Source organism: Neisseria polysaccharea, from assembly GCF_963392925.1.
GTDB classification, from domain to species: Bacteria; Pseudomonadota; Gammaproteobacteria; order Burkholderiales; family Neisseriaceae; genus Neisseria; species Neisseria polysaccharea.
Window position 1 is genome coordinate 145,433 of sequence record NZ_CAUJNZ010000001.1, and the last position, 21,141, is coordinate 166,573.

General features: G+C 53.7%; 19 protein-coding genes and 1 other RNA gene. 14 read left to right on the plus strand and 6 right to left on the minus strand.

Annotation, left to right across the window (positions count from 1 at the left end; translation table 11 throughout):
• Window positions 1-30 precede the first annotated feature (30 nt).
• On the minus strand, window positions 31-2,214 hold the full coding sequence (gene dnaX, locus RDY34_RS00680) for a DNA polymerase III subunit gamma/tau (RefSeq protein ID WP_308074204.1): 2,184 nt from the start codon (window positions 2,212-2,214) through the stop codon (window positions 31-33).
• An 87-nt stretch (window positions 2,215-2,301) separates the two neighbouring features.
• Window positions 2,302-4,278, minus strand: coding sequence for a DNA mismatch repair endonuclease MutL (gene mutL, locus RDY34_RS00685; RefSeq protein ID WP_308074206.1), 1,977 nt, complete (start codon window positions 4,276-4,278; stop codon window positions 2,302-2,304).
• Between the two features lie 143 nt (window positions 4,279-4,421).
• Here mutL and RDY34_RS00690 point away from each other — a divergent pair, with 143 nt between their 5' ends.
• The 4 genes from RDY34_RS00690 to purE are packed head-to-tail and all read left to right on the plus strand — an operon-like array spanning window position 4,422 to window position 6,532.
• On the plus strand, window positions 4,422-4,607 hold the full coding sequence (locus RDY34_RS00690; protein ID WP_002213027.1) for a DUF3460 family protein: 186 nt from the start codon (window positions 4,422-4,424) through the stop codon (window positions 4,605-4,607).
• A 10-nt stretch (window positions 4,608-4,617) separates the two neighbouring features.
• Complete coding sequence (locus RDY34_RS00695; protein WP_003751772.1) at window positions 4,618-5,286, plus strand: class I SAM-dependent methyltransferase; 669 nt, start codon at window positions 4,618-4,620, stop codon at window positions 5,284-5,286.
• Window positions 5,286-5,999, plus strand: a complete 714-nt coding sequence (locus tag RDY34_RS00700; protein WP_003751770.1) for a tetratricopeptide repeat protein — start codon at window positions 5,286-5,288, stop codon at window positions 5,997-5,999. Before RDY34_RS00695 ends, RDY34_RS00700 begins: the two co-directional genes overlap by 1 nt.
• A gap of 47 nt (window positions 6,000-6,046) precedes the next feature.
• Window positions 6,047-6,532 carry a 5-(carboxyamino)imidazole ribonucleotide mutase gene (gene purE, locus RDY34_RS00705; protein WP_003751768.1) on the plus strand — a complete coding sequence of 162 codons (486 nt, stop codon included), beginning with the start codon at window positions 6,047-6,049 and terminating at the stop codon, window positions 6,530-6,532.
• A gap of 71 nt (window positions 6,533-6,603) precedes the next feature.
• Here the strand turns inward: purE and aroA are convergent, their stop codons facing one another.
• Window positions 6,604-7,905, minus strand: a complete 1,302-nt coding sequence (gene aroA / locus RDY34_RS00710) for a 3-phosphoshikimate 1-carboxyvinyltransferase (RefSeq protein WP_025456756.1) — start codon at window positions 7,903-7,905, stop codon at window positions 6,604-6,606.
• Between the two features lie 391 nt (window positions 7,906-8,296).
• Here aroA and greA point away from each other — a divergent pair, with 391 nt between their 5' ends.
• From greA to RDY34_RS00725, 3 genes are all read left to right on the plus strand, one after another.
• Window positions 8,297-8,773, plus strand: a complete 477-nt coding sequence (gene greA / locus RDY34_RS00715) for a transcription elongation factor GreA (RefSeq protein WP_002216944.1) — start codon at window positions 8,297-8,299, stop codon at window positions 8,771-8,773.
• 137 nt (window positions 8,774-8,910) lie between these two features.
• Window positions 8,911-9,054: a hypothetical protein gene (locus RDY34_RS00720; RefSeq protein ID WP_042742377.1), complete on the plus strand. Its 144-nt coding sequence runs from the start codon at window positions 8,911-8,913 to the stop codon at window positions 9,052-9,054.
• A gap of 171 nt (window positions 9,055-9,225) precedes the next feature.
• Window positions 9,226-9,402 carry a hypothetical protein gene (locus tag RDY34_RS00725; RefSeq protein ID WP_030002191.1) on the plus strand — a complete coding sequence of 59 codons (177 nt, stop codon included), beginning with the start codon at window positions 9,226-9,228 and terminating at the stop codon, window positions 9,400-9,402.
• A gap of 66 nt (window positions 9,403-9,468) precedes the next feature.
• On the opposite strand, the gene RDY34_RS00730 is transcribed toward RDY34_RS00725, so the two are convergent.
• The 3 genes from RDY34_RS00730 to RDY34_RS00740 all read right to left on the minus strand — a co-directional run bounded on the left by RDY34_RS00730 (window position 9,469) and on the right by RDY34_RS00740 (window position 14,926).
• A complete protein-coding gene (locus RDY34_RS00730) occupies window positions 9,469-10,470 on the minus strand; it encodes a tRNA dihydrouridine synthase (protein WP_308184442.1) in 1,002 nt (333 codons plus the stop codon).
• 99 nt (window positions 10,471-10,569) lie between these two features.
• The gene (locus tag RDY34_RS00735; protein WP_308184443.1) at window positions 10,570-11,004 is read right to left on the minus strand and encodes a hypothetical protein; all 435 of its coding nucleotides are present in this window, start codon (window positions 11,002-11,004) and stop codon (window positions 10,570-10,572) included.
• An 88-nt stretch (window positions 11,005-11,092) separates the two neighbouring features.
• Window positions 11,093-14,926 (minus strand): DUF3683 domain-containing protein, encoded by a 3,834-nt coding sequence (locus RDY34_RS00740; RefSeq protein ID WP_308184445.1) that lies wholly within the window; start codon window positions 14,924-14,926, stop codon window positions 11,093-11,095.
• A gap of 262 nt (window positions 14,927-15,188) precedes the next feature.
• On the opposite strand from RDY34_RS00740, the gene ffs reads away from it, so the two are divergent.
• The 7 genes from ffs to RDY34_RS00775 all read left to right on the plus strand — a co-directional run bounded on the left by ffs (window position 15,189) and on the right by RDY34_RS00775 (window position 20,830).
• Window positions 15,189-15,285: signal recognition particle sRNA small type (gene ffs, locus RDY34_RS00745), an RNA gene on the plus strand.
• A gap of 221 nt (window positions 15,286-15,506) precedes the next feature.
• A complete protein-coding gene (locus RDY34_RS00750; protein ID WP_003712333.1) occupies window positions 15,507-15,926 on the plus strand; it encodes a hypothetical protein in 420 nt (139 codons plus the stop codon).
• A gap of 96 nt (window positions 15,927-16,022) precedes the next feature.
• Complete coding sequence (dld, locus tag RDY34_RS00755) at window positions 16,023-17,714, plus strand: D-lactate dehydrogenase (RefSeq protein WP_308074288.1); 1,692 nt, start codon at window positions 16,023-16,025, stop codon at window positions 17,712-17,714.
• Window positions 17,715-17,904: 190 nt separating this feature from the next.
• A complete protein-coding gene (locus RDY34_RS00760; RefSeq protein ID WP_308075217.1) occupies window positions 17,905-18,276 on the plus strand; it encodes a DUF2628 domain-containing protein in 372 nt (123 codons plus the stop codon).
• A 149-nt stretch (window positions 18,277-18,425) separates the two neighbouring features.
• Window positions 18,426-18,974, plus strand: coding sequence for a carboxymuconolactone decarboxylase family protein (locus tag RDY34_RS00765; protein WP_304671699.1), 549 nt, complete (start codon window positions 18,426-18,428; stop codon window positions 18,972-18,974).
• Between the two features lie 134 nt (window positions 18,975-19,108).
• Window positions 19,109-20,200 (plus strand): acyl-CoA dehydrogenase family protein, encoded by a 1,092-nt coding sequence (locus RDY34_RS00770; RefSeq protein ID WP_308021222.1) that lies wholly within the window; start codon window positions 19,109-19,111, stop codon window positions 20,198-20,200.
• Between the two features lie 459 nt (window positions 20,201-20,659).
• The gene (locus tag RDY34_RS00775) at window positions 20,660-20,830 is read left to right on the plus strand and encodes a rubredoxin (protein ID WP_002217326.1); all 171 of its coding nucleotides are present in this window, start codon (window positions 20,660-20,662) and stop codon (window positions 20,828-20,830) included.
• Window positions 20,831-21,141 lie beyond the last annotated feature (311 nt).

Genomic DNA, 21,141 nt, shown 5'->3' on the forward strand with positions numbered 1-21,141 from the left:
CTGAAAGTGTTCAGACGGCATTATATCTGTTTACGGTCGGTTTGCAGCCAATTCCAGAGATTCAGGTTCCCATACGGCTTCAAAAGCCTGCAAAATCCGACGTGCGGTTTCGTCGGCTTCGAGCAAATCCTGTGCCTGCCGCCTGCCTTCAAGTTGGATGCGCCGGCGGCGCATGTCCGGAGTTTCCCAGCCTGCGTCGTCGCGCCAGGGCTCGGTTTGCAACTTCAACGGCAGGCCGTAGGCTTCGGCAAGCGTGGTTCTGATTTTGTCGAGCCGCTCTTTGTTGGTCGTGGCGCGGGCTTCGTCGGTCAGCGAAAGCATCATCAGATGGCTGCCCGCATCGTATTGCGTCCATGCGGCGTGTTGCGCCAGCATTTGCGCTGCGCCGAGTTTGCGGGCGAAATGTCGGACGATTGCCGCCCAGTTTTCGGTGGAAAACTCAGGAGGCGGGGCGAATTGCGTACCGTCTTCGTCGTTGCTGCCTTCGTCGTCGTTGTTTTCTTCTTCCGCCTCTTCTTCCGCCTCTTCTTCTTCCGCATCGGCAGGGGCGGCGTATTCCCAATCCGGCGGTGGAGGCATTTCTGCGCCGTCTTCTACGGGGTAGCCATCATCCGGAAAGCCGTAATCGTAGAAAGGTTCTGCTGGGGCTTCGTGCGCAAATGCTTCCGTTTCAACGGCTTCATCATTCGGTGTTGTCTGAATGGAGTTTTCAGACAGCACTTCGGACAAGGAAGCTCCGGTTTCGTTGTCGGCTGCTTCGTTCTTGGAAACTTGATTTTCAGCCGATGTTTCTGCTTTGTTTGCGGAAGGGCGGTTTGCCTCTGTTGTTTCAGAGTTTGTTTGAATGCTTTCCGCTAACTCTTGCACGGGCACGTCCGATACGGTTTCTGCATCGTTCGGCGCATTTTCCCAAGGCGGAATATCGTTGTTTTCCTGAGCGGAAGCCGATTCGGCAACCTTGTTTTCAGACGGCATTGCAGGCGCGGATGCAGTCTGAACGGATGTTTGGGCGGTTTCTGCCTTAGAGGGAAGCGGCTTTTTTGCGGCCGTCTCCTTTTCGGCGGCTTGTGCCGACGGGGATTTTAATTCTGTATTTTCAATCACGGCATTTGCATCACATGAAGCTGCCGCTAACGGTGTAAACGCCAGCATACGCAGCAGGGTCATGACGAAGCCCGCGTATTCGTCGGGTGCAAGGCTCAAATCCTGTTTGCCGCGGATGGCGCATTGATAATAAAGCTGGATTTGTTCGCCGCTGAGTGTCTGGCTCAGCGGCAACAGCACACCACGGTCAGGGTCGTCATGTGCCAAAGCGGAGGGCACCGCCTGTATCAAGGCGAGGTGTTGCAGCAGCATGGCCAGTTCGCCCAAGGCATTGTCAAAGCCGACGGCACACGCAGCCATTTCCTGCGCTTTTGCCAGCAGGGCTTCGCCGTCTTGGTTGATGATGCCTGTCAGCAGTTCGTAAAGGTATTGTTTATCGACCGCACCGATCATTTGGCGGACGTCTTGTTCGGCAACGCTGCCCGAACCCATGGCGATGGCTTGGTCGAGCAGGCTCAGGGCGTCGCGCATCGAGCCTGCGGCGGCGCGTCCCAAAAGTTGCAGGGCGGGGGGTTCGTAGGCGATTTTTTCGCTGTCGAGGACGTAGGCAAGGTGGTCGGCAACCTGTTGTGAAGTCATGTTGCGCAAGACGAATTGCAGGCAGCGGCTCAAGACGGTAACGGGGACTTTATGCGGATCGGTCGTGGCAAGGATGAATTTGACGTGTTCGGGCGGCTCTTCCAGCGTTTTGAGCATGGCGTTGAACGCGCTTTTGGAAAGCATATGCACTTCGTCGATGATATAGACTTTGTATTTGCCAGCGGTCGGTGCATATTGGGCGTTTTCCAATACTTCGCGGATGTTGTCGATGCCTGTGTTGGAGGCGGCGTCGATTTCCAGCAGGTCGACGTAGCGCCCGGCATCGATCTGCGTACAGCTTTCGCATACGCCGCAAGGTTCGCCGTGTTGCGCGTTTTCGCAGTTGAGGCTTTTGGCAAGGATGCGGGCGATGGTGGTTTTGCCCACGCCGCGCGTACCGGTCAGCAGGTAGGCGTGGTGCAGCCTGCCTTCGTCCAGCGCGTTGCGCAAGGCTTTGACGACGTGTTCCTGACCGACTAAGTCGGCAAAGGTTTTCGGACGCCATTTTCGTGCAAGAACTTGATAAGCCATATTTTTCTCTTTGATTAAGCGTTTTGTCCGTTCGGGACGTATCCGGGCGCGTATTCTAGCATTTTTCGAACCGGCTCACGAAGGGGTTCACTGTCCGCGTAAAAACAAGGCATCCAATTCTTTTAAAGTCAGTTTGACCCAAGTCGGACGACCGTGGTTGCATTGGTTGCTGCGCGGCGTGTTTTCCATATCGCGCAGGAGCGCATTCATTTCGGGCAAAGTCAGCTGTCGGCCGGCGCGGACTGAGCCGTGGCAAGACATGGTGGCAAGGATGTGGTTTTCGTGTTCTTCGATGGTTTGGCTGCTGCCGACTTGGGCGAGTTCGCCCAATACATCTTTGGCCAGTGAAACGACGTCGGCTTTGCCGAGCATAGCGGGAACTGCGTGGACGGCAAGGGTATTGCCGCCCATGTCGGACAATTCCAAGCCGAAGCCTGCCAGTGCATCGGCATGGTCGGAGAGGGCGGCGCATTCTTCGTGGGATGCGGCAAAGGTTAAGGGAATAAGCAGGCGTTGGCTTTGCAGCTTGCCGTTTTCCTGACGTTGGCGTTTCATTTTCTCGTAGTTAACGCGTTCGGCGGCGGCGTGCATGTCGATGAGCAGCAGGCTGTCTTCGGCTTGGGCGAGGATGTAGATGCCTAATAGTTGGGCGATGGCGAAGCCGAGCGGCGGCAGTTCGGATTGGGATGGGATGCCGTCTGAAAGCGGCGTATCTGTTTGGGGAATAGGCATTTCAGACGGCATATTGCCGAAACGTACCTGCTCGAATTGGCTCAATTCAAGGTCGATGTCGTCGGTTTTTTTGTAAAGCTCGGCGTAAGTATTCATGGCCGCGCGGCTTTCGCGCAGGGACAGGCTGTGTTGTTGCGGCGCACGCGCGGCTTGGTAAGGCATGGGCGCGGTTTTGCCTGATGAGCCAAAGGCATTGCGTGTATCGGGTTTGTTGCCTGTCGGGTAGTTGGATGCGTTATCAAACAGATTTTCGTTGTCGTTTTCAGACGGCATTGGTGCAGGCGTAACGCCGGTAATGTCATGCAACACTTCGCCTGCGTTGCTGACGCTTTCGGTCAGGTCGGCGCGTGTGTCGGCAAGGGCTTTGTTGAGCGTGTGGAACACGAGTTGGTGTACCTGCTGGCTGTCGCGGAAGCGGATTTCTGTTTTGGTCGGGTGGACGTTGACATCTACGGCTTCGGGCGGCAGGTCGAGAAAGAGGACGAAAGCAGGCGTCAGTGCGTTATGCAATACGTCTCGGTATGCCTGTTTGACAGCATGGAGCATGACTTTGTCGCGCACGAAGCGGTGGTTGACGAAGCAATATTGTTTGTCGGTTTTGCCTTTGGCGAAAGTCGGCTTGGCAATCGCGCCGTAGAGCCGTAGCGCGCCGTTGCCGCTGTCTATTTCTAAGGATGCCGTCTGAAAGTCTTCGCCGACAATGGCGGTTATGCGTTCGTGCAGGCTTTGGGCAGGAAGTTTGAATACTTGTTTGCCGTCGCGTTTGAGTGAGAAGGCAATGTGCGGATGCGCCAGAGCAAGTCGTTCGAGCATGGTGGCGCAGTGGGCATATTCGGTGTTTTCGGATTTGAGGAACTTGCGCCGCGCGGGGGTGTTGAAGAAGAGTTCGGCGGCTTCGATGGTGGTGCCGATGGGGTGGGCGGCTGCAGTGGGGCTGCTGAGTTTGCCGTCTTCTGCTTTGACTTGGGTCGCGTGCGAACTGTCTTCTTGACGGCTGGTCAGGGTCAGGCGGCTGACGGAGGCGATGCTTGCCAAGCCTTCGCCGCGAAAGCCCATGCTGGCGACGTGTTCCAAATCGTTTAAGGTTTTGATTTTGCTGGTGGCGTGGCGGTGGAGCGCAAGCTCGATGTCGTCCGGATGGATACCGCTGCCGTTGTCGCTGACGCGAATCAGGCGGATGCCGCCACCTGCCAGCTCGACATCAATCGCCGTCGCGCCTGCATCAATACTGTTTTCAACGATTTCTTTCAGAGCGTTGGCAGGGCGTTCGACCACTTCGCCGGCGGCGATTTGGTTGACAAGATGGTCGGGCAGGGCGGCGATTCGGGACATAAGGCGGGCTTCCGTTGCAAAAAACGTCTTATTCTATAATAAAACCCCTTATCTTTCTGCCCGTATTCTTGATAAAAGCCGTTTATCCCGTTTGGAAAATACCAGTATAATCACGCCATATTCCGTAAAATTGGAGCACAAAGATGTATCACTACCAATCCGATGCCACACAATTCCTCAACCGCCTGATTGAAGAAAAACCTGAGTTGGAACAGCAGCGTTTGGAAAACAGGGGGCTTTTGTGGGATGTCGAACTCAATCCCGAAGAACAGGAAAACTTCGAGGCGGCAAAAGTAGCGAAAAAACCTTATACCTATTACCAAGACTGAACCCGCCGAAATGACGACCAATCTGTCCAATGTCGCACCGGACCTGCAAAACTATCTGAACAGCATCGGCGAACCCGAACATCCCGTTTTGACGCGGCTGCGTGAGAAGACCGAGCATCACCGTATGGGCAAAATGGCGATTGCGCGCGAACAGGCGGCGGTTTTGGTTTGGCTGGCAAAGCTGATTCGCGCGGAAAAATATCTGGAAGTCGGCGTGTTTACCGGATACAGCAGCACCGCGCTTGCATTGGCGTTGCCAGAACACGGGCGGATTACCGCCTGCGACATCAATGTAACCTTTACCGATACGGCGCGTCAGGTTTGGAACGAGGCCGGTGTGGCACATAAAATCAGCCTGCACCTGCAACCCGCATTGCTGACATTGGATGATTTGATTGCACAGGGTAAAGCCGGAAGCTACGATTTGGCACTGATAGACGCAGACAAACCGCCCACGCCGCAATATTTCGAGCGTTGCCTCAACCTCGTCCGTCAAGGCGGCATCATCGCCATCGACAATATTTTGCTGAACGGAAGGGTGATGCGCGAAGCGGCTTCCGACGCGCCGCCCAGTGTCGGCATCCTCAAAGATTTTAATCAAAACCTGCCGAACGACCCGCGCATCATCCCCCTCACCCTGCCCGTCGGCGACGGCTTGACCCTGCTTCTGAAAAAATAATGAAGACCAAATTACCGCTTTTTATCATTTGGCTGTCTGTGTCTGCCGCCTGTGCTTCCGTTTCACCCGTTCCGGCAGGCAGCCAAACCGAAATGTCGACACGGGAAAATGCTTCAGACGGCATTCCCTATCCCGTTCCCACTCTACAAGACCGTTTGGATTATCTGGAAAACAGGATTATCCGCCTGTCGAACGAAGTGGAAACCTTAAACGGCAAAGTCAAAGCACTGGAGCATGCGAAAACACACCCTTCCGGCAGGACATACGTCCAAAAACTCGACGACCGCAAATTGAAAGAGCATTACCTCAATACCGAAGGCGGCAGCGCATCCGCACATACCGTCGAAACCGCACAAAACCTCTACAATCAGGCACTCAAACACTATAAAAGCGGCAGGTTCGCTGCCGCAGCCGCCCTGTTGAAAGGCGCGGACGGCGGAGATGGCGGTAGCATCGCGCAACGCAGTATGTACCTGTTGCTGCAAAGCAGGGCGCGTATGGGCAACTGCGAATCCGTCATCGAAATCGGAGGGCGTTACGCCAACCGTTTCAAAGACAGCCCAACCGCGCCCGAAGCCATGTTCAAAATCGGCGAATGCCAATACAGGTTGCAGCAGAAAGACATTGCAAGGGCGACTTGGCTCAGCCTGATACAGACCTATCCCAGCAGCCCGGCGGCAAAACGTGCCGCCTCAGCCATACGCAAACGATAGTTTTTCCATTTTTCCGCTTTTTACCCCATCCGCATCAAGGAGGATTTATGATACAAATCGGCATCATCATGGGCAGCAACAGCGATTGGCCCGTTATGCGGCAGGCAGCGCAGTTTCTTGAAGAGTTCGGCGTAGAATATGAGGCGCGCGTCGTTTCCGCACACCGCACTCCGGATTTAATGTTCCAATACGCCGAAACCGCACGGGCGCGCGGCATCAAAGCCATCATCGCGGGTGCGGGCGGCGCGGCGCATTTACCCGGTATGGTTGCTGCCAAGACCACCGTCCCCGTTTTGGGCGTACCCGTCCCCAGCAAGTACCTGCGCGGCGAAGATTCGCTTTTATCGATTGTACAAATGCCCAAAGGCGTACCTGTCGCCACATTCGCCATCGGCGAGGCAGGCGCGGCCAATGCCGCATTGTTCGCCATCTCCATGCTGGCCAACGAAAACCCCGAACTGGCGCAAAAACTGGCAGACTTCCGAGCCAAACAGGAACAGGCTGTTTTGAATATGGAATTGGAACAGATTTAAAACCCGCCGTCCGCGAATACACAAATGCCGTCTGAAGCCCTGTTTCGGGTTTCAGACGGCATTTTTCCATCTTATTCCGCTGTTTCGGTCAGCGATGAGAACACGTCGAAATAAGTCGGGAAGGTTTTATGGGTGCATTTCGGGTCGTTGATGACGACGGGTACGCCCAACAGGGAAACCAGCGAGAAACACATTGCCATGCGGTGGTCGTCGTAAGTGTCGATGACAGCGTCGGGTGTCAGCGTTTCGGGCGGGGTGATGTGAATTGCTTCGGCTTCTTCGGCGACTTTTGCACCGAGTTTGCGCAACTCGTTCGCCATTGCGGCAATGCGGTCGGTTTCCTTGACGCGCCACGAACCGATATTGCGCAGCGTGCAGGTTTGCCCTGTGGCAAGCGCGACGATGGCGAGGGTCATGGCGGCATCGGGGATATGGTTCGCATCCAAATCAAAGGCTTGGACGGCACGTTCTTTCGGGCGCGAGACTTCGACGAAGTTTTCGCCCCAAACCACGTTTGCACCGATTTTTTCCAGTTCGCAGGCAAAGGCGACATCGCCCTGTATGCTGTTTGCGCCGATACCGGTAACGCGGATAGGCGTGGCGGCAATCAAACCGGCTGCGAGGAAGTAGGACGCGCCGGAGGCATCGCCTTCGACGTGCAAGTGTTCGGGCGCGTGGTAGTGCGCATCGGCGGGAATTTTGAAGACGCGGTAGTTTTCATTGGCAACCTGTACGCCGAATTGCGCCATCAGTTTTAGAGTAATGTCGATATAGGGCTTGGAAATCAATTCGCCGACCATACGGATTTCAAACGCCTGCCCGGTCAGCGGCAACGCCATCAAAAGGGCGGTCAGAAACTGGCTGGATACATTGCCTTTAATCGGAATCACGCGTTCGCCGTTGTCTTGGCGTTCGCCGATATGAAGCGGCGGATAGTGTTCCTTGCCGAGATATTCGACATCGGCACCGGCAATCCGCAGCGCATCGACCAAATCGCCGATGGGGCGTTCGTGCATACGAGGCACGCCGTGCAGATGATAATCGTCGCCCAAAACGGCAAGCACGGCGGTCAGCGGACGGAACGCCGTGCCCGCGTTGCCCAAAAACAAATCGGCAGTGCGGTTGGGGAAACGCCCGCCTGTGCCGTGTACTTTCAGACGGCCTTCGGCAAGATATTCGATTTCAACGCCGAGTTTATCGAGTGCTTCGAGCATACGGCCGGTATCGTCGGATTTGAGCAGGGAATGGATTTCGCAAGCATTGTCGGACAGGGCGGCGAGCAGCAGGGTGCGGTTGCTGATGCTTTTGGAGCCGGGCAGGGCGACGGTGGAAGGTTTGAGACGGGCGGCGGGGAGGCGGACGGATTCGGTCATGGCCAAACGTAAATATAAAGATAAAAACAGCCTGCATTATACTGGTGCAAATGCCGTCTGAAAAATCTCAGGTTTGGCATTCTCGGTTTTAAAGTCCGTGAATTTAGTTTTTTGTGCCGAAAATTGATTATTTTTAAATTTTTTGTTTCTAAAATTTTTTTGCCGGCATATTTTCGGCTTTTGTTGCGGGCAGATGGCGTTTGCGGATGGTACGGCACGATTGCCAATTTCATAGAATTTGGTAGAATAGCCGCTGTTCAACGATAGACAAGCCGCCGATTTTCCGGGCGGCTTGTGTTTTTATTTTAATATCCGAACACACAAAGCAAGACGGTACGCGGGATGCTTCCTGCCGCAAACCGGTGTGCCGGAACATGGAGAATACGATCTTATGCAAAAAATCCCCCTGACCGTACGCGGTGCGGAATTGCTGAAACAGGAATTGCAGCAGCTTAAAAGCGTGGCACGCCCCGAAGTGATCGAAGCGATTGCCGAAGCCAGATCGCACGGCGATTTGTCCGAAAACGCCGAATACGAAGCCGCCAAAGAACGCCAAGGTTTTATCGAGGGCCGCATTTCCGAGTTGGAACACAAACTTTCCGTTGCCCACATTATCAATCCGACCGAAATCCATGCCGAAGGCAAAATCGTGTTCGGTACGACGGTTACGCTGGAAGATTTGGAAACGGAAGAACACGTTACCTACCAAATTGTCGGCGAAGACGAAGCGGATATCAAACAGGGCAAAATCTATGTCGGCTCTCCGATTGCACGCGCCCTAATCGGCAAGGAAGAAGGAGATACGGCGGAAGTTCAGGCTCCGGGCGGCGTACGCGAATACGACATTATCGAAGTCCGGTATATTTGATTTGGCGGTAAAATGCCGTCTGAAGGCCGACCTTCGGTTTCAGACGGCATTTTCTATGCTGCTCCCCCCCCTTTCATGCTTAGGTTAAACATGCTATATTTCCGAGTCTTTTAAACTGTTTTCCATGAGGTGGCGAAATGAGCGAAACTGCTAAAATCAAAGTCAACGACTTGCCTGAAGATGCAGAAAAACCAAATGAAGAAGTCGAATTGCCCGTTGCCAGCGACGATAAAAAAGGCGGACACAGCGAGGGCGGCTGCTGCGGTGCGTGCGGCGGCTGATTCGAATCCGTCAAATCGGGGCATCTGAAAAGTTTTGCAAAATTTTCAGGTGTCCTTTTTTATTTCCAAAGTAAATGAATGAAATAATGCGGCTAGAAGATTTATTTGATCATGGGCTTGTGGTAGATTCGGTACCGTATTTGATATGATTTTAACAAATCGGGAGGGGCAATGTTTTGGTATGTAGTCGGCTTTTTCGCCTTTATCGTTTCGCTGCTGTCGCTGTGGGTCAATGCCAGCGCATTCGGCATGCAGGAAGACGATACCCCCCAATCGGATTATGAAAGACGTTTGGGCTTGGGTGCGAAGCTGAAAAACAAAAATACGCCGGATACGGAAGAAAAGTAGCAATAAAGATATGAAATGCCGTCTGAAAGATTTTCAGACGGCATTTGCTTTGAAGCGCGGGAGACATCAAACATTCATCTCATGCTCAAAAGCGTTTAGGATTCGGCGGACTTCATCCGCATCCTTAACCGTTCGGACGCGGTCAAACAGCGTTTGCGCCGGGTCGAACGTTTTTTTCATCATCCCCAGCCATTGCTTAAGACGGGCGATCGGGTATTTATTGTTTGCCTCTTTTGCCAGGCATAAATCGAAAAAGAGCCGTATCCATTTGGAAATTTCGGCAAAATCGGTATCCGTAACGGGCAGGCCGCTTTCATACTGCTTGATTTGGCGCGCCAAATCGGGGCAGATGACCGCGCCGCGACCGAGCATCACGCTGTTGCAGCCGCTGATTGTTTTGATGCCGATATAGTCTTGCAGGCTGAAGACATCGCCGTTGGCAGTAACGGGAATATTGACGGTATCGCGGATTTTGCGTATCCATTCCCAATGCGCCGGTGGTTCGTACCCCTCGGCTTTGGTACGCGCGTGTACGGTCAGTCCGCACGCGCCCCCTTCGGCAATCGCACAGGCGCATTCCAAAGCAGGGCTTTTGTCTTCATAGCCGAGCCGCATTTTCCCCGTCAGCGGAATATGTGCGGGCAAACGTTCGCGCATCGTTTTGACGATATGGAATATCAGTTGCGGCTCTTTTAAAAGTATTGCGCCGCCTTTGTGCCTGTTGACGGTGGGTGCGGGGCAGCCGAAGTTCAAATCGATTTTGTCCGCACCGAAGCGGACGGCTTCCAGCGCATTCGCCGCCATATTGTCCGCATCGCTGCCCAAAAGCTGGACGGTGCAGGGCGTACCGGAAAACGTTTTGTTTCCGTTGGCGATTTCGGGGACATATTTTAACCATGTGGCGCGGGAATGCACGGTATGGGTAATGCGTACAAATTCGCTGACGCATTCGTCGTAGCCGCCTATCCGTGTCAGCAGGTCGCGCATCACATCGTCTATCAGACCTTGCATAGGGGCAAGGATGATTCGGGTTTTTTGTTTGGGTTCGTTTGTTTGTCCGTCAATCATGATTCGGGTAGGTATGCAGAAAATTTTTTGCATTGTTTAGTATCACCACTACCAATCATTGTTATTCTCCTTGAGTTTAAGTCAAACAAAAAATGAAATTCAAATACTCTCTCTTAACTTATTGAGATCAATCATCAATATAAATAAAAAATATAAACTACCAGAATAACCAAAGCCACGAAAAATTTTTTCCAATATTTCATTATTTAAACAAAAAGCACCGCATACCCACGTTGATGATTCCGAAATAAAACACATCCATATTTCCATTACCGCCAACCATGACACTACTATCCTAATCAAAAATACTTTTTTATCTGCCCAAGCACTTTTTATATTTAACAATATAATATGATTTTGTAATTTAAAATCTAAGCTTTGCATTTTTCTAACCAGTGCAAACAAACAACCAAGCGCAATAAAAAAAGATTGGTAGGACTGGTAAAAAGGTAGAAATAGAATATTTAAGACCAATGGATAGATCCACATATACCTATTTGTTAAATTATTAATAAATTCTTTTTTGTTATCCATAAAATTTCCATAAAATATTGCGATGATTTGGTTCAAACGATGCCGTCTGAAGGCTTTCGGCGTTCAGACGGCATTTCCGTGTCCGTTGTTACAGCAACACTTTCTCCACGCCACCGTTGTTGGCTTTTTTCACAAACTCGTCTAGCCAGTTTTCGCCGAGAATGTGTTTCGCCATTTCGATGACGATGTAGTCGGCAGGCATATTGTTGTCGTCGGCGTAGCGGCTCAGGCCTTGCAGGCAGGCTGGGCAGGAGGTAAGCATTTTGACAGGTTCGCCCTGCGGCAGCTCTTTGAGGTTTTTCTCGATTTCTTCCTGTTTGCGGAATTTGACTTGGGTGGCGATGTCGGGGCGTTTGACGGCAAACATGCCGGATTCGCCGCAGCAGCGGTCGCTTAAGACGACTTTCTGCCCCATGAGGCTGCTTGCCATTTGGGTGGCGTTCATGGTTTTGATGGGGGTATGGCAGGGGTCGTGGTAGAGGTATTGCTGACCTTTCACGCCGTTTAGTTTCACGCCTTTTTCAAGCAGGTATTCGTGGATGTCGATGATGCGGCAGCCGGGGAAGATTTCTTCGAAGCGGTATTTTTCGAGCTGGTCGTAGCAGGTACCGCAACTGACGACGACGGTTTTAATGTCGAGGTAGTTGAGGGTGTTTGCCATACGGTGGAAAGCCACGCGGTTGTTGGTGCTCATTTGTTCGGCTTTTGCCTTATTGCCGCCCGCGTCCTGCGGATAGCCGCAACACATATAGCCGGGCGGCAGGACGGTTTGCACGCCGACGTGCCAGAGCATGGCTTGGACGGCGAGTCCGATTTGGCTGAACAGGCGTTCCGAACCGCAGCCGGGGAAGTAGAACACGGCTTCGGCATCTTCGGGCGCGGCAGGATTGCGGATGATAGGGATGCTTTTGTCGTCTTCGATGCCCAATAAGGAGCGCGGTGTTTTGGCGGGTACGTTTTTGGGCAGCGGGCGGTTGATGAAGTGGATAATTTGTTCTTTAATCGGGGTTTTGCCGACGGTTGCCTTGGGTTCGGCTTTTTGCTTTTTCGTGCCGACGGGCAACAGTTTGCTGATTTTGTAGGCAAAGTTCTGCGCGGGGAAGCCGGTCTGTATCATCGCGGCGCGCAGGGCTTTGATGGTTTTCGGTCCGGTCGCGTTTAGGAATGCCATACCCATTGAAGCTGCCGGTGCAAAGCGTTTGTGGCCGGAATCGGCAAGGTAGTTGCGGATGGCTACGGTTACGTCGCCGAAGTCGATATTGACGGGGCAGGGTTTGACGCAGCGGTGGCACACGGTGCAGTGGTCGCCGATGTCTGCCAGTTCTTCAAAATGTTTGACGGAAACGCCGCGCCGGGTTTGTTCTTCGTATAAGAAGGCTTCGGTCAGCAAGCCTACGCCGAGGATTTTGTTGCGCGGGCTGTACAGCAAGTTGGCGCGCGGGACGTGGGTGGAGCAGACGGGTTTGCATTTACCGCAGCGCAGGCAGTCTTTGACGGAATTGGCAATCGTGCCGAGGTCTGATTTTTCCATAATCAGCGATTCCGCGCCCAACAGCTCGAAAGACGGCGTGTAGGCGTTGCGTAAGTCCGAGCCTTTCATCAGTTTGTGGCGGTTGAAGGTATGTTTCGGATCGACTTGGTTTTTGTAGTCCCAAAACGGCTGCAAGTCTTCATCGGTCAGGAATTCGAGCTTGGTAATGCCGATGCCGTGTTCGCCGGAAATCACGCCGCCGAGAGAGCGGGCGATTTTCATGATGCGTTCGACCGAACGATAGGCCGTCTGAAGCATTTCGGCATCGTCTGAGTTAACCGGAATATTGGTGTGAACGTTACCGTCGCCGGCGTGCATATGCAGGGCGACGAAGACACGGCTGCGTACGGTTTTAGCGTGGATTTTGCCCAAGCCTTGGATAATTTTGGTATCGGTTTTGCCGCTGAAGATTTCAGAAAGCGGCTTCATTACGTCCGCTTTGACAGACACGCGCAGGCGGAAATCGCGGAAGGCAATAAAGCAGCTTTCATTGTCTTTGACTTCGGGCGCGGCGTGGACGGCTGCGCCGTAGCGGGCTTTGTAGTCGGCAAGCGGCGTATCGAGATTGGCGAGCAACCATTCCCAACGCGCTTTGACAGCGGAAACGTGGGCAAGGGCGTGTTTGCCGCGTTCGCCCAAAAGCTCGGCGGTCGGCAGGTCAGTGCCCATTTTGTCGATGGGGAGTTTGCCCGACAGATATTGCTCCAAGGCAGCACAGAGTTTGAGTTTGTTTTGGATGGAAAGTTCAATGTTGATGCGCTCGATGCCGTCTGAATACTCGCCGAGCCGCTCCAGCGGAATCACCACGTCTTCGTTGATTTTAAAGGCGTTGGTGTGTTTGGCGATGGCGGCGGTGCGGCTGCGGTCGAGCCAGAAGGTTTTGCGTGCCTCAGGCGACACGGCGATAAAGCCTTCGCCGTCGCGAGCGCGGGCGAGTTCGCAGATGTGTTCGGCGGCTGCCTGTACGGCGGCTTCATCGTCGGAAACCACGTCTGCCAGCAAGACCATTTTAGGTCGGCCTTTGCCTGCCGCTTTGGTGGCATAGCCGACGGCGCGGACATAACGCCAGTCTAAATGTTCCAAACCAGCCAACCGTACGCTTTCATGGGCGAGCAGGAAGTTGCGGATTTCGACAATGGACGGCGTAGCGGTGGCGACCGTGCCGAAAAACTCCATACACACGGTGCGCGTGTATTTCGGCATTTTATGCAACACGAAGGCAACGCTGGTGATGATGCCGTCCGTGCCTTCTTTCTGCACGCCGGGCAGGCCGCTCAAGAATTTGTCGGTAACGTCTTTGCCCAAACCGACTTTGCGGAATTTGTGGCCGGGGATTTCCAAGCGTTCGGTTTTAACGACATTGATGCCGTCTGAATCCAGCGTATGTACGTCGAACACGGCGGTTTCTTCATCGTGGATTTTGCCGAAATTATGGCGCACGCGCTCGATGCGCAGCCATTCGCCTTGAGGGTTGACCATCTGCCAGTAGGCAAGGTTGTCCAACGCCGTCCCCCACAGTACGGCTTTTTTGCCGCCCGCGTTCATTGCCACATTGCCGCCCACGCAGGACGCATCGGCGGAAGTCGGATCAACGGCGAATACCAAACCTGCATGATGCGCAGTTTCTTCCACCCGCCGCGTAACCACGCCCGCGCCGCACCGGATAATCGGATGCTTGCCGTCCAAGCCTGCCAGTTCGACAAATTCCACGCCATTATGTTTATCCAGCTTTTCCGTATTGATGACCGCGCTCATCGCGTCCAAAGGAATCGCGCCGCCGGTATAACCCGTGCCGCCGCCGCGCGGAATAATGACCAAGTCCAATTCGATTAAGGCGCGCACCAAAGGCGCGACTTCCGCCTCCGTGTCGGGATTGACGACCACAAACGGATATTCCACGCGCCAGTCGGTCGCATCGGTAACGTGCGTTACGCGCGCCAGCCCGTCGAACATAATATTGTGCGGCTTGGTAATTTTGCTTAAGCGTTCCAAAATCTGCCGCCGCTTTTGGCTGGTTTCATCAAAACTGCTATCAAAACGCTCGACCGCCTTTTCCGCCGCCGCCACCAACACATCGACTTGCGGATTATCGTCGCGGCGTTTGCGGATTTCGTTCAACCGGTGGCGCATTTCCCGCACCAGCGCGGCGCGGCGTTTCGGATGCTCCAACAAGTCATCGACCAGATACGGATTACGCACGACCACCCAAATATCGCCCAACACTTCAAACAACATCCGTGCCGAACGCCCCGTCCTGCGGTGTCCGCGCAAGTCCTGCAGAATCTGCCACGCTTCGTCGCCCAATAATCGGATGACGATTTCGCGGTCGGTATAAGAAGTATAGTTGTAGGGGATTTCCCGAATACGCTGAGGGGCGGTAGTCGTGGTCATGGTGTGTCCGTGTTTGGCAGTTTTTATTTGAATGCCGTCTGAAAAGTCGGTTTCAGGCGGGTTTGAAAAGGCGATAATGTAGTTCAATTTTTGATATTTTTCAATGCCGAAACAGGAAATACCCTTATAGAAACAAAATAACGCTTTGAGAAATTGTTGACAATATTATCGGATGATAAGTTTCAGATGCCGTTTCCGGCGTATGACCGCATCAAAACGGTTGAGTTTTTCCCAAAAACCGCTATAATGTTCGGCTTCTTGAGGCGGGTCTCCCCGCATGGCAAATCGGAACACCGGGTCAGGGGCGGAAGCCAGCAGCCCACTCCGATGCGCCAGTGCCGGGGGTTTGGCCCGCCGCCCTATTTGAAACGCCGGAGCTTCGATGTTCCGGCGTTCCCGTATCGCACCGATGCCGTCTGAAAGCCGTTCAGACGGCATTTCCTTTACTTTGCCATAACGCATCATTACAATGTATCCATACAGGTCAATAAAGAACCGGCCCTATAAAAATGGGAGTATGGTTCAATTTCAAGTTTATGACGAATAGGGCAGTTTGATTAAAGACTAAAGGAGTAGGCAAATGAAAAAACTTCTAATGATAACCCTCACCGGTATGCTTGCAGCTTGCGCAACAGGTGTCAATGTCGGTCGGCTGATGGTTGAAATGCCGCAGGGAGAACGTTCTGTCGTTGTGCAGGTTCCCGCGACAAATAACCCACTTTCCGATGCAATGGCTGTCGGAATGATTAAAACATCCGGATCGCCTTCGGCATCAAATATGATTGAAATGCTCGGCGCGGACAATATCAACGTCGGCGTGGCGGGAAGCAGCCAAATGCTTAATAAGGCGACCGCACTTTATTCCTTAAACCATGCAAAGAAAGTCGGAAATAATGTCAGTGTTTATATGATGGGCGACAGCGAAAGCGACAAGGCCGATTTGGAAAACGCGGCAAATGCCAAAAATATCAAATTGCATTATTTCTTTAACCAAAAATAATTTGCAGCGTGCAACTTGCCGCACCAAAATATCCAAATTGAACATACGGCGGCGTACCGGGATTTGCGCCGCCGCTTATCCCGATAGGAGAGTATCGTGAACGCCTCGCAATTAATCAGCAGCCTGACCCAAACCGTCAGCGAAAAATACATCATCACCGATCCCGCGAAAACCGAACAATACCGCCAAGGCTACCGCTTCGGCGAGGGTAAGGCGTTGGCGGTGGTTCGACCCGGAAGCATTCTGGAAATGTGGAAAATTTTGCAGGCGTGCGTCGAAGCGGACGTGATTGTGATTACGCAGGCGGCGAATACCGGTTTGACGGGCGGCTCGACCCCCGACGGCAATGATTACGACCGCGACATCGTAATTGTGAACACCATGCGGATGAACATCATCCAAACCATCAACAACAACGAACAAGTCGTCTGCCTGCCCGGCTCTACCCTGAACCAGCTTGAATTGCTGCTGAAACCTTTGGGGCGCGAACCGCATTCGGTCATCGGCTCTTCCTGTATCGGCGCGTCCGTCTTGGGCGGTGTGTGCAACAACTCCGGCGGCGCGTTGGTGCAGCGCGGCCCAGCCTACACCGAAATGGCGTTGTTTGCCCAAATCAACGAAGAGGGCAAACTGGAACTGGTCAACCACTTGGGCATAGACTTGGGCGACACGCCCGAAGAAATCCTGACCAACCTGCAAGGTCATCATTATCAGAAAAAAGACATCAAACAAGACGCGGGCAAAGGACACGACCACGCCTATTGCGAACACGTCCGCCAAGTGGACGAACCGACCGCCGCGCGTTTTAATGCTGACCCCGCCCGCCATTACGAAGCCTCGGGCTGCGCGGGCAAACTGATGGTTTTTGCCGTCCGCTTGGACACCTTCCCGCAAGAAAAGCAGACCGCCGTGTTCTACATCGGCACGAACGACATCAACGAGCTGACCGACATCCGCCGCGCCGCCTTGGGCGAATTTGAAAGCCTGCCCGTTTCCGGCGAATACATCCACCGCCACGCTTTCGACATTGCCGACGTGTACGGCAAAGACACGTTTTACGTCATCAAAAAATTCGGTACGCACCAACTGCCGAAATTATTTGACTTGAAGGCACGCGTGGACAGGTTCGGCAAAAAAGTCAGCTTCCTACCCAAACATTTTTCCGACAAGGCAATGCAGTTCGTCAGCAGATTCCTGCCCGACCACCTGCCCAAATCCATGCGCGATTACCGCGACAAATACGAACACCATCTGATTCTGAAAATGGGCGGGAAAGGCGTGGATGAAGCGCGCGCGTTCTTAAAAGAATATTTTTCACACCACGGCGGCGCGTTTTTCGAGTGCAACGCCGAAGAAACCCAAGCCGCCATGCTGCACCGTTTCGCCGTCGCCTCCGCCGCCATCCGCTACCGTTCCGTACACGACGACGAAGTGGAGGACTTGGTCGCGCTCGACATCGCCCTGCGCCGCGACGACCGCGACTGGTTTGAAAAACTGCCGCCGGAAATCGACAATAAAATCATCCACAAACTCTACTACGGACATTTCATGTGCCACGTTTTCCATCAGGATTACATCATCAAAAAAGGCAACGACTGCATGGCATTGGAACACGAAATGCTGCATCTTTTAGACCGGCGCGGCGCGCAATATCCCGCCGAACACAACGTCGGTCATTTGTATGAAGCCAAACCCGCGCTCAAACAGTTTTACCGCAAACTCGACCCGACCAACAGCTTCAACCCGGGTATCGGTAAAACCAGCAAAAAGAAAAACTGGGCGGAATAAGCGCGTCCGCTTTGAAGGCAGGCAATGCCGTCTGAAGGCAAAACACCGTTCAGACGGCATTGTCGGGTTTGAAGTTCCCCGTCGGGTAATCGCTTTCAAGCCGTATGCCGGCACGCGGGCGCGCGTCTCACAAATAAAGTCTGATCCTACCGCCCCCAAAGGGCAGGGTTTCAACCGAAAAGGAAACACGATGAAACCATACAAAATCTACACCCATCCCGCCCTGCCGCCCCAAGCCGTCAAACAAGGCTGGTCGTGGCCGGGTCTTTTGTTCGGCACGCTGTGGGCGTGTTTCAAGAGAATGTGGGGTTTGGGGCTGGGGCTGACGGGCGCGATGTTTGTGCTGGCGGTGTTTGCCCAACTGGTTTACGGCGACACGCCCGCCACAGATTCGGCGTTTAACGTATTGGGTCTGGCGGTTTCTATCTGGTTCGGCGCAAAGGGCAACAGCCTTTATGCGCGCCACCTTTTATCGCGCGGCTATACCGAATTGCCCGAAACAGTCCAAGCCGCCAACCCCCAAGCCGCATTGGCGCAATATTTCGGGCGCGGGCGCGGCTAGGCGCGTTTCCCAGCAATGCCGTCTGAAAGGCTTCAGACGGCATTTCTTATAACTTTTCGTTTGCAGCACATAACCAAACAATCTTTCCTATTCCGTTCCGAAATGCGTACTATGCGCCCGTCCCCAATATTTGCGAATAAGGAAAGAAAATGGCACGTTTAACCGTACACACCCTCGAAACCGCCCCCGAAGCCGCCAAAGCACGCGTCGAGGCGGTACTCAAAAACAACGGCTTTATCCCCAACCTCATCGGCGTATTGGCAAACGCCCCCGAAGCCTTGGCGTTTTACCAAGAAGTCGGCAAGCTCAACGCCGCCAACAGCCTGACCGCCGGCGAAGTCGAAGTCATCCAGATCATCGCCGCCCGCACCAACCAATGCGGCTTCTGCGTGGCAGGGCACACCAAACTCGCAACCCTGAAAAAACTCCTTTCCGAACAATCCCTCAAAGCCGCCCGCGCTTTGGCGGCAGGCGAATTTGACGATGCCAAACTCGGCGCGCTCGCCGCCTTCACCCAAGCCGTAATGGCGAAAAAAGGCGCGGTATCCGACGACGAACTCAAAGCATTTTTCGATGCGGGCTACAACCAGCAGCAGGCAGTCGAAGTCGTAATGGGCGTAGCCTTGGCAACCCTGTGCAACTACGTCAACAATCTCGGACAAACCGAAATCAATCCCGAATTGCAGGCTTACGCCTGATACGGCAAACCGCCCGAATATCGGGCGGTTTTTCAAAAACACCCCCTCAAACAAAAACAAGCCGCCCAAGTGGCAGGGAAGCAGCCGCGCATCAGGCGCGCCCCCGATTCCCCCGCAAACCTTAAGGAACAAAGATGAACGCCCAAACCCTGATTGCCAACGTTGCCGAACTCGTCAAAACCAAGCTCAAACCCATAGTGGACGACATCGACCGCAAAGGATACTACCCCGAAGCATTTATGCGCGAACTCGGCGCAATCGGCGGATTCGGCGCAGTCGGTACAGAAGCCGAAGGCGGCAACGGCTTAGGTTTGGCAACGCAAATCGCCGTATTGCGCGAAATCGGCAAAGAATGCGGCGCAACCTCCTTCAGCGCGTGGTGTCAGGCGGCTTGCGCGTGGTATCTGCACCAAACACCCAACCAAGCCGTCAAAGACAAATACCTCGCCGACATCCTGCAAGGCAAAGTATTGGCGGGCACCGGAATGTCCAATACCGTCAAACACCTTGCCGGCATCGAAAAACACAACCTCCAAGCCGAACGCGTGGAGGGCGGCTACACAGTCAACGGCGCGCTGCCGTGGGTATCCAACATCGGCGAAGACCACATCTGGGCAAATACCGCCCAAATCGGCGACGGTTACGTTATGTTTATCACCGGCGGGCAAAGGGAAGGCGTAAGCCTGCAAAACTGCCCCGAATTTTGCGCCCTTGAAGGCACGCGCACCTTCAGCCTGAATTTCAAAGACGTATTTATCCCCGATGAAGACATCATCGCCGCGCCCGAACAGTTTGCCGATTATATCCAAAGCATCAAAGCAGGTTTCATCCTCTTGCAAATCGGCATCGGCGCGGGCGTGATTGACGGCAGCCTCGGCATCATCCGCCTCGCCAACGTCGTCAACGCCGAAGTCAACAGCTACCTCGACGACGGCTACGACAGCCTCAAAGCAAGGCTGGACGGCGCGTGGGCAGAAACCGAACGGCTTGCCGGATTGGCGTGGGACAACACGCCCGACAACCTCGCCACCCTCAAGCTGCGCGAAGCCGCCGCCGTACTGGCACTTGCCGCCGCCCAATCCGCCGCCCTGCATTCCGGCGCAAAAGGCTACCTGATACGCAGTCCCGCCCAAAGGCGCGTCCGCGAAGCAATGTTTGTCGCCATCGTAACCCCCGCGATCAAACACCTCCGCAAAGAGATAGCGGCAATCGAAGCCGCAAAATAAACAGGCGGAAAAAACCGAAACCCCCACCGCGTCATTCCCGCGAAAGCGGGAATCCAGCCCCCAACGCAACAGGAATCCATCGGAAAAAACAGAAACCCCCAAACCGTCATTCCCGCGAAAGCGGGAATCCAGCCCCCCCCCTAACGCAACAGGAATCCATCGAAAAAACCGAAACCTCCAAACCGTCATTCCCACGGAAGTGGGAATCCAGTAATCGAAAAACCACAGGAATCTATCGAAAAAAAAACAACCCCAAAAAAACCGGGCGGATACCGCACCATCCTCCCAAACCCTGATTTATAGCGGATGAACAAAAATCAGGGCAAGGCGGCGAAGTCGCAGACAGTACAAATAGTACGGGTGCTTCAGTACTTTAGAGAATCGTTCTCTTTGAGCTAAGGCGAGGCAACGCCGTACCGGTTTTTGTTAACCCACTATACAAAAAACAAGGAAACACAAATGGCGCAATATATGTGCGGCCCCTGCGGCTGGATTTACGATGAAGAACACGGCGATCCCGAACACGGCATCGCCCCCGGAACAAAGTTTGAAGACATCCCCGACGACTGGAAATGCCCCGAATGCGGCGTGGGCAAAGAAGATTTTTACCTGTTGGATTTCGTGATATAGCGGCAGCCGCACCCTTAGGGAAAACACCGTCATCGGCGTTCCGCCTGCGGCGGCAGGGAACGCCGTTTTATCCGTTTCCGCCCGCCAAGCCGTGTTGCACAGATGCGACACGGCTTTTTCCTTTTTGCCGTCCGAATGTAAATTTTCGGCAAAAAAACGTCAAAAATCCCCCCCCCCCGCATTTGCGTAAGAAAGTGTAATCCCTTTAATTATAAGGGAATGTTGACAATTAGAGCGATTCCCCTAGGCTGACTTCCACAATACAATGAGACTGTCAATAAGTGTGTGTATGGCCGTTTGCCGTCCGGCGG

What these genes read in the sequence shown, in the direction of transcription:
- RDY34_RS00760 (WP_308075217.1), top strand. Translation starts at nt 17,905, where the DNA reads ATGAAACCATACAAAATCTACACCCATCCCGCCCTGCCGCCCCAAGCC.
- RDY34_RS00720 (WP_042742377.1), top strand. Translation starts at nt 8,911, where the DNA reads ATGAGCGAAACTGCTAAAATCAAAGTCAACGACTTGCCTGAAGATGCA.
- RDY34_RS00730 (WP_308184442.1), bottom strand. Translation starts at nt 10,470, where the DNA reads ATGATTGACGGACAAACAAACGAACCCAAACAAAAAACCCGAATCATC.
- aroA (WP_025456756.1), bottom strand. Translation starts at nt 7,905, where the DNA reads ATGACCGAATCCGTCCGCCTCCCCGCCGCCCGTCTCAAACCTTCCACC.
- RDY34_RS00725 (WP_030002191.1), top strand. Translation starts at nt 9,226, where the DNA reads ATGTTTTGGTATGTAGTCGGCTTTTTCGCCTTTATCGTTTCGCTGCTG.
- RDY34_RS00765 (WP_304671699.1), top strand. Translation starts at nt 18,426, where the DNA reads ATGGCACGTTTAACCGTACACACCCTCGAAACCGCCCCCGAAGCCGCC.
- RDY34_RS00735 (WP_308184443.1), bottom strand. Translation starts at nt 11,004, where the DNA reads ATGGATAACAAAAAAGAATTTATTAATAATTTAACAAATAGGTATATG.
- dnaX (WP_308074204.1), bottom strand. Translation starts at nt 2,214, where the DNA reads ATGGCTTATCAAGTTCTTGCACGAAAATGGCGTCCGAAAACCTTTGCC.
- RDY34_RS00750 (WP_003712333.1), top strand. Translation starts at nt 15,507, where the DNA reads ATGAAAAAACTTCTAATGATAACCCTCACCGGTATGCTTGCAGCTTGC.
- RDY34_RS00775 (WP_002217326.1), top strand. Translation starts at nt 20,660, where the DNA reads ATGGCGCAATATATGTGCGGCCCCTGCGGCTGGATTTACGATGAAGAA.
- RDY34_RS00740 (WP_308184445.1), bottom strand. Translation starts at nt 14,926, where the DNA reads ATGACCACGACTACCGCCCCTCAGCGTATTCGGGAAATCCCCTACAAC.
- purE (WP_003751768.1), top strand. Translation starts at nt 6,047, where the DNA reads ATGATACAAATCGGCATCATCATGGGCAGCAACAGCGATTGGCCCGTT.
- mutL (WP_308074206.1), bottom strand. Translation starts at nt 4,278, where the DNA reads ATGTCCCGAATCGCCGCCCTGCCCGACCATCTTGTCAACCAAATCGCC.
- RDY34_RS00690 (WP_002213027.1), top strand. Translation starts at nt 4,422, where the DNA reads ATGTATCACTACCAATCCGATGCCACACAATTCCTCAACCGCCTGATT.
- greA (WP_002216944.1), top strand. Translation starts at nt 8,297, where the DNA reads ATGCAAAAAATCCCCCTGACCGTACGCGGTGCGGAATTGCTGAAACAG.
- RDY34_RS00695 (WP_003751772.1), top strand. Translation starts at nt 4,618, where the DNA reads ATGACGACCAATCTGTCCAATGTCGCACCGGACCTGCAAAACTATCTG.
- RDY34_RS00770 (WP_308021222.1), top strand. Translation starts at nt 19,109, where the DNA reads ATGAACGCCCAAACCCTGATTGCCAACGTTGCCGAACTCGTCAAAACC.
- RDY34_RS00700 (WP_003751770.1), top strand. Translation starts at nt 5,286, where the DNA reads ATGAAGACCAAATTACCGCTTTTTATCATTTGGCTGTCTGTGTCTGCC.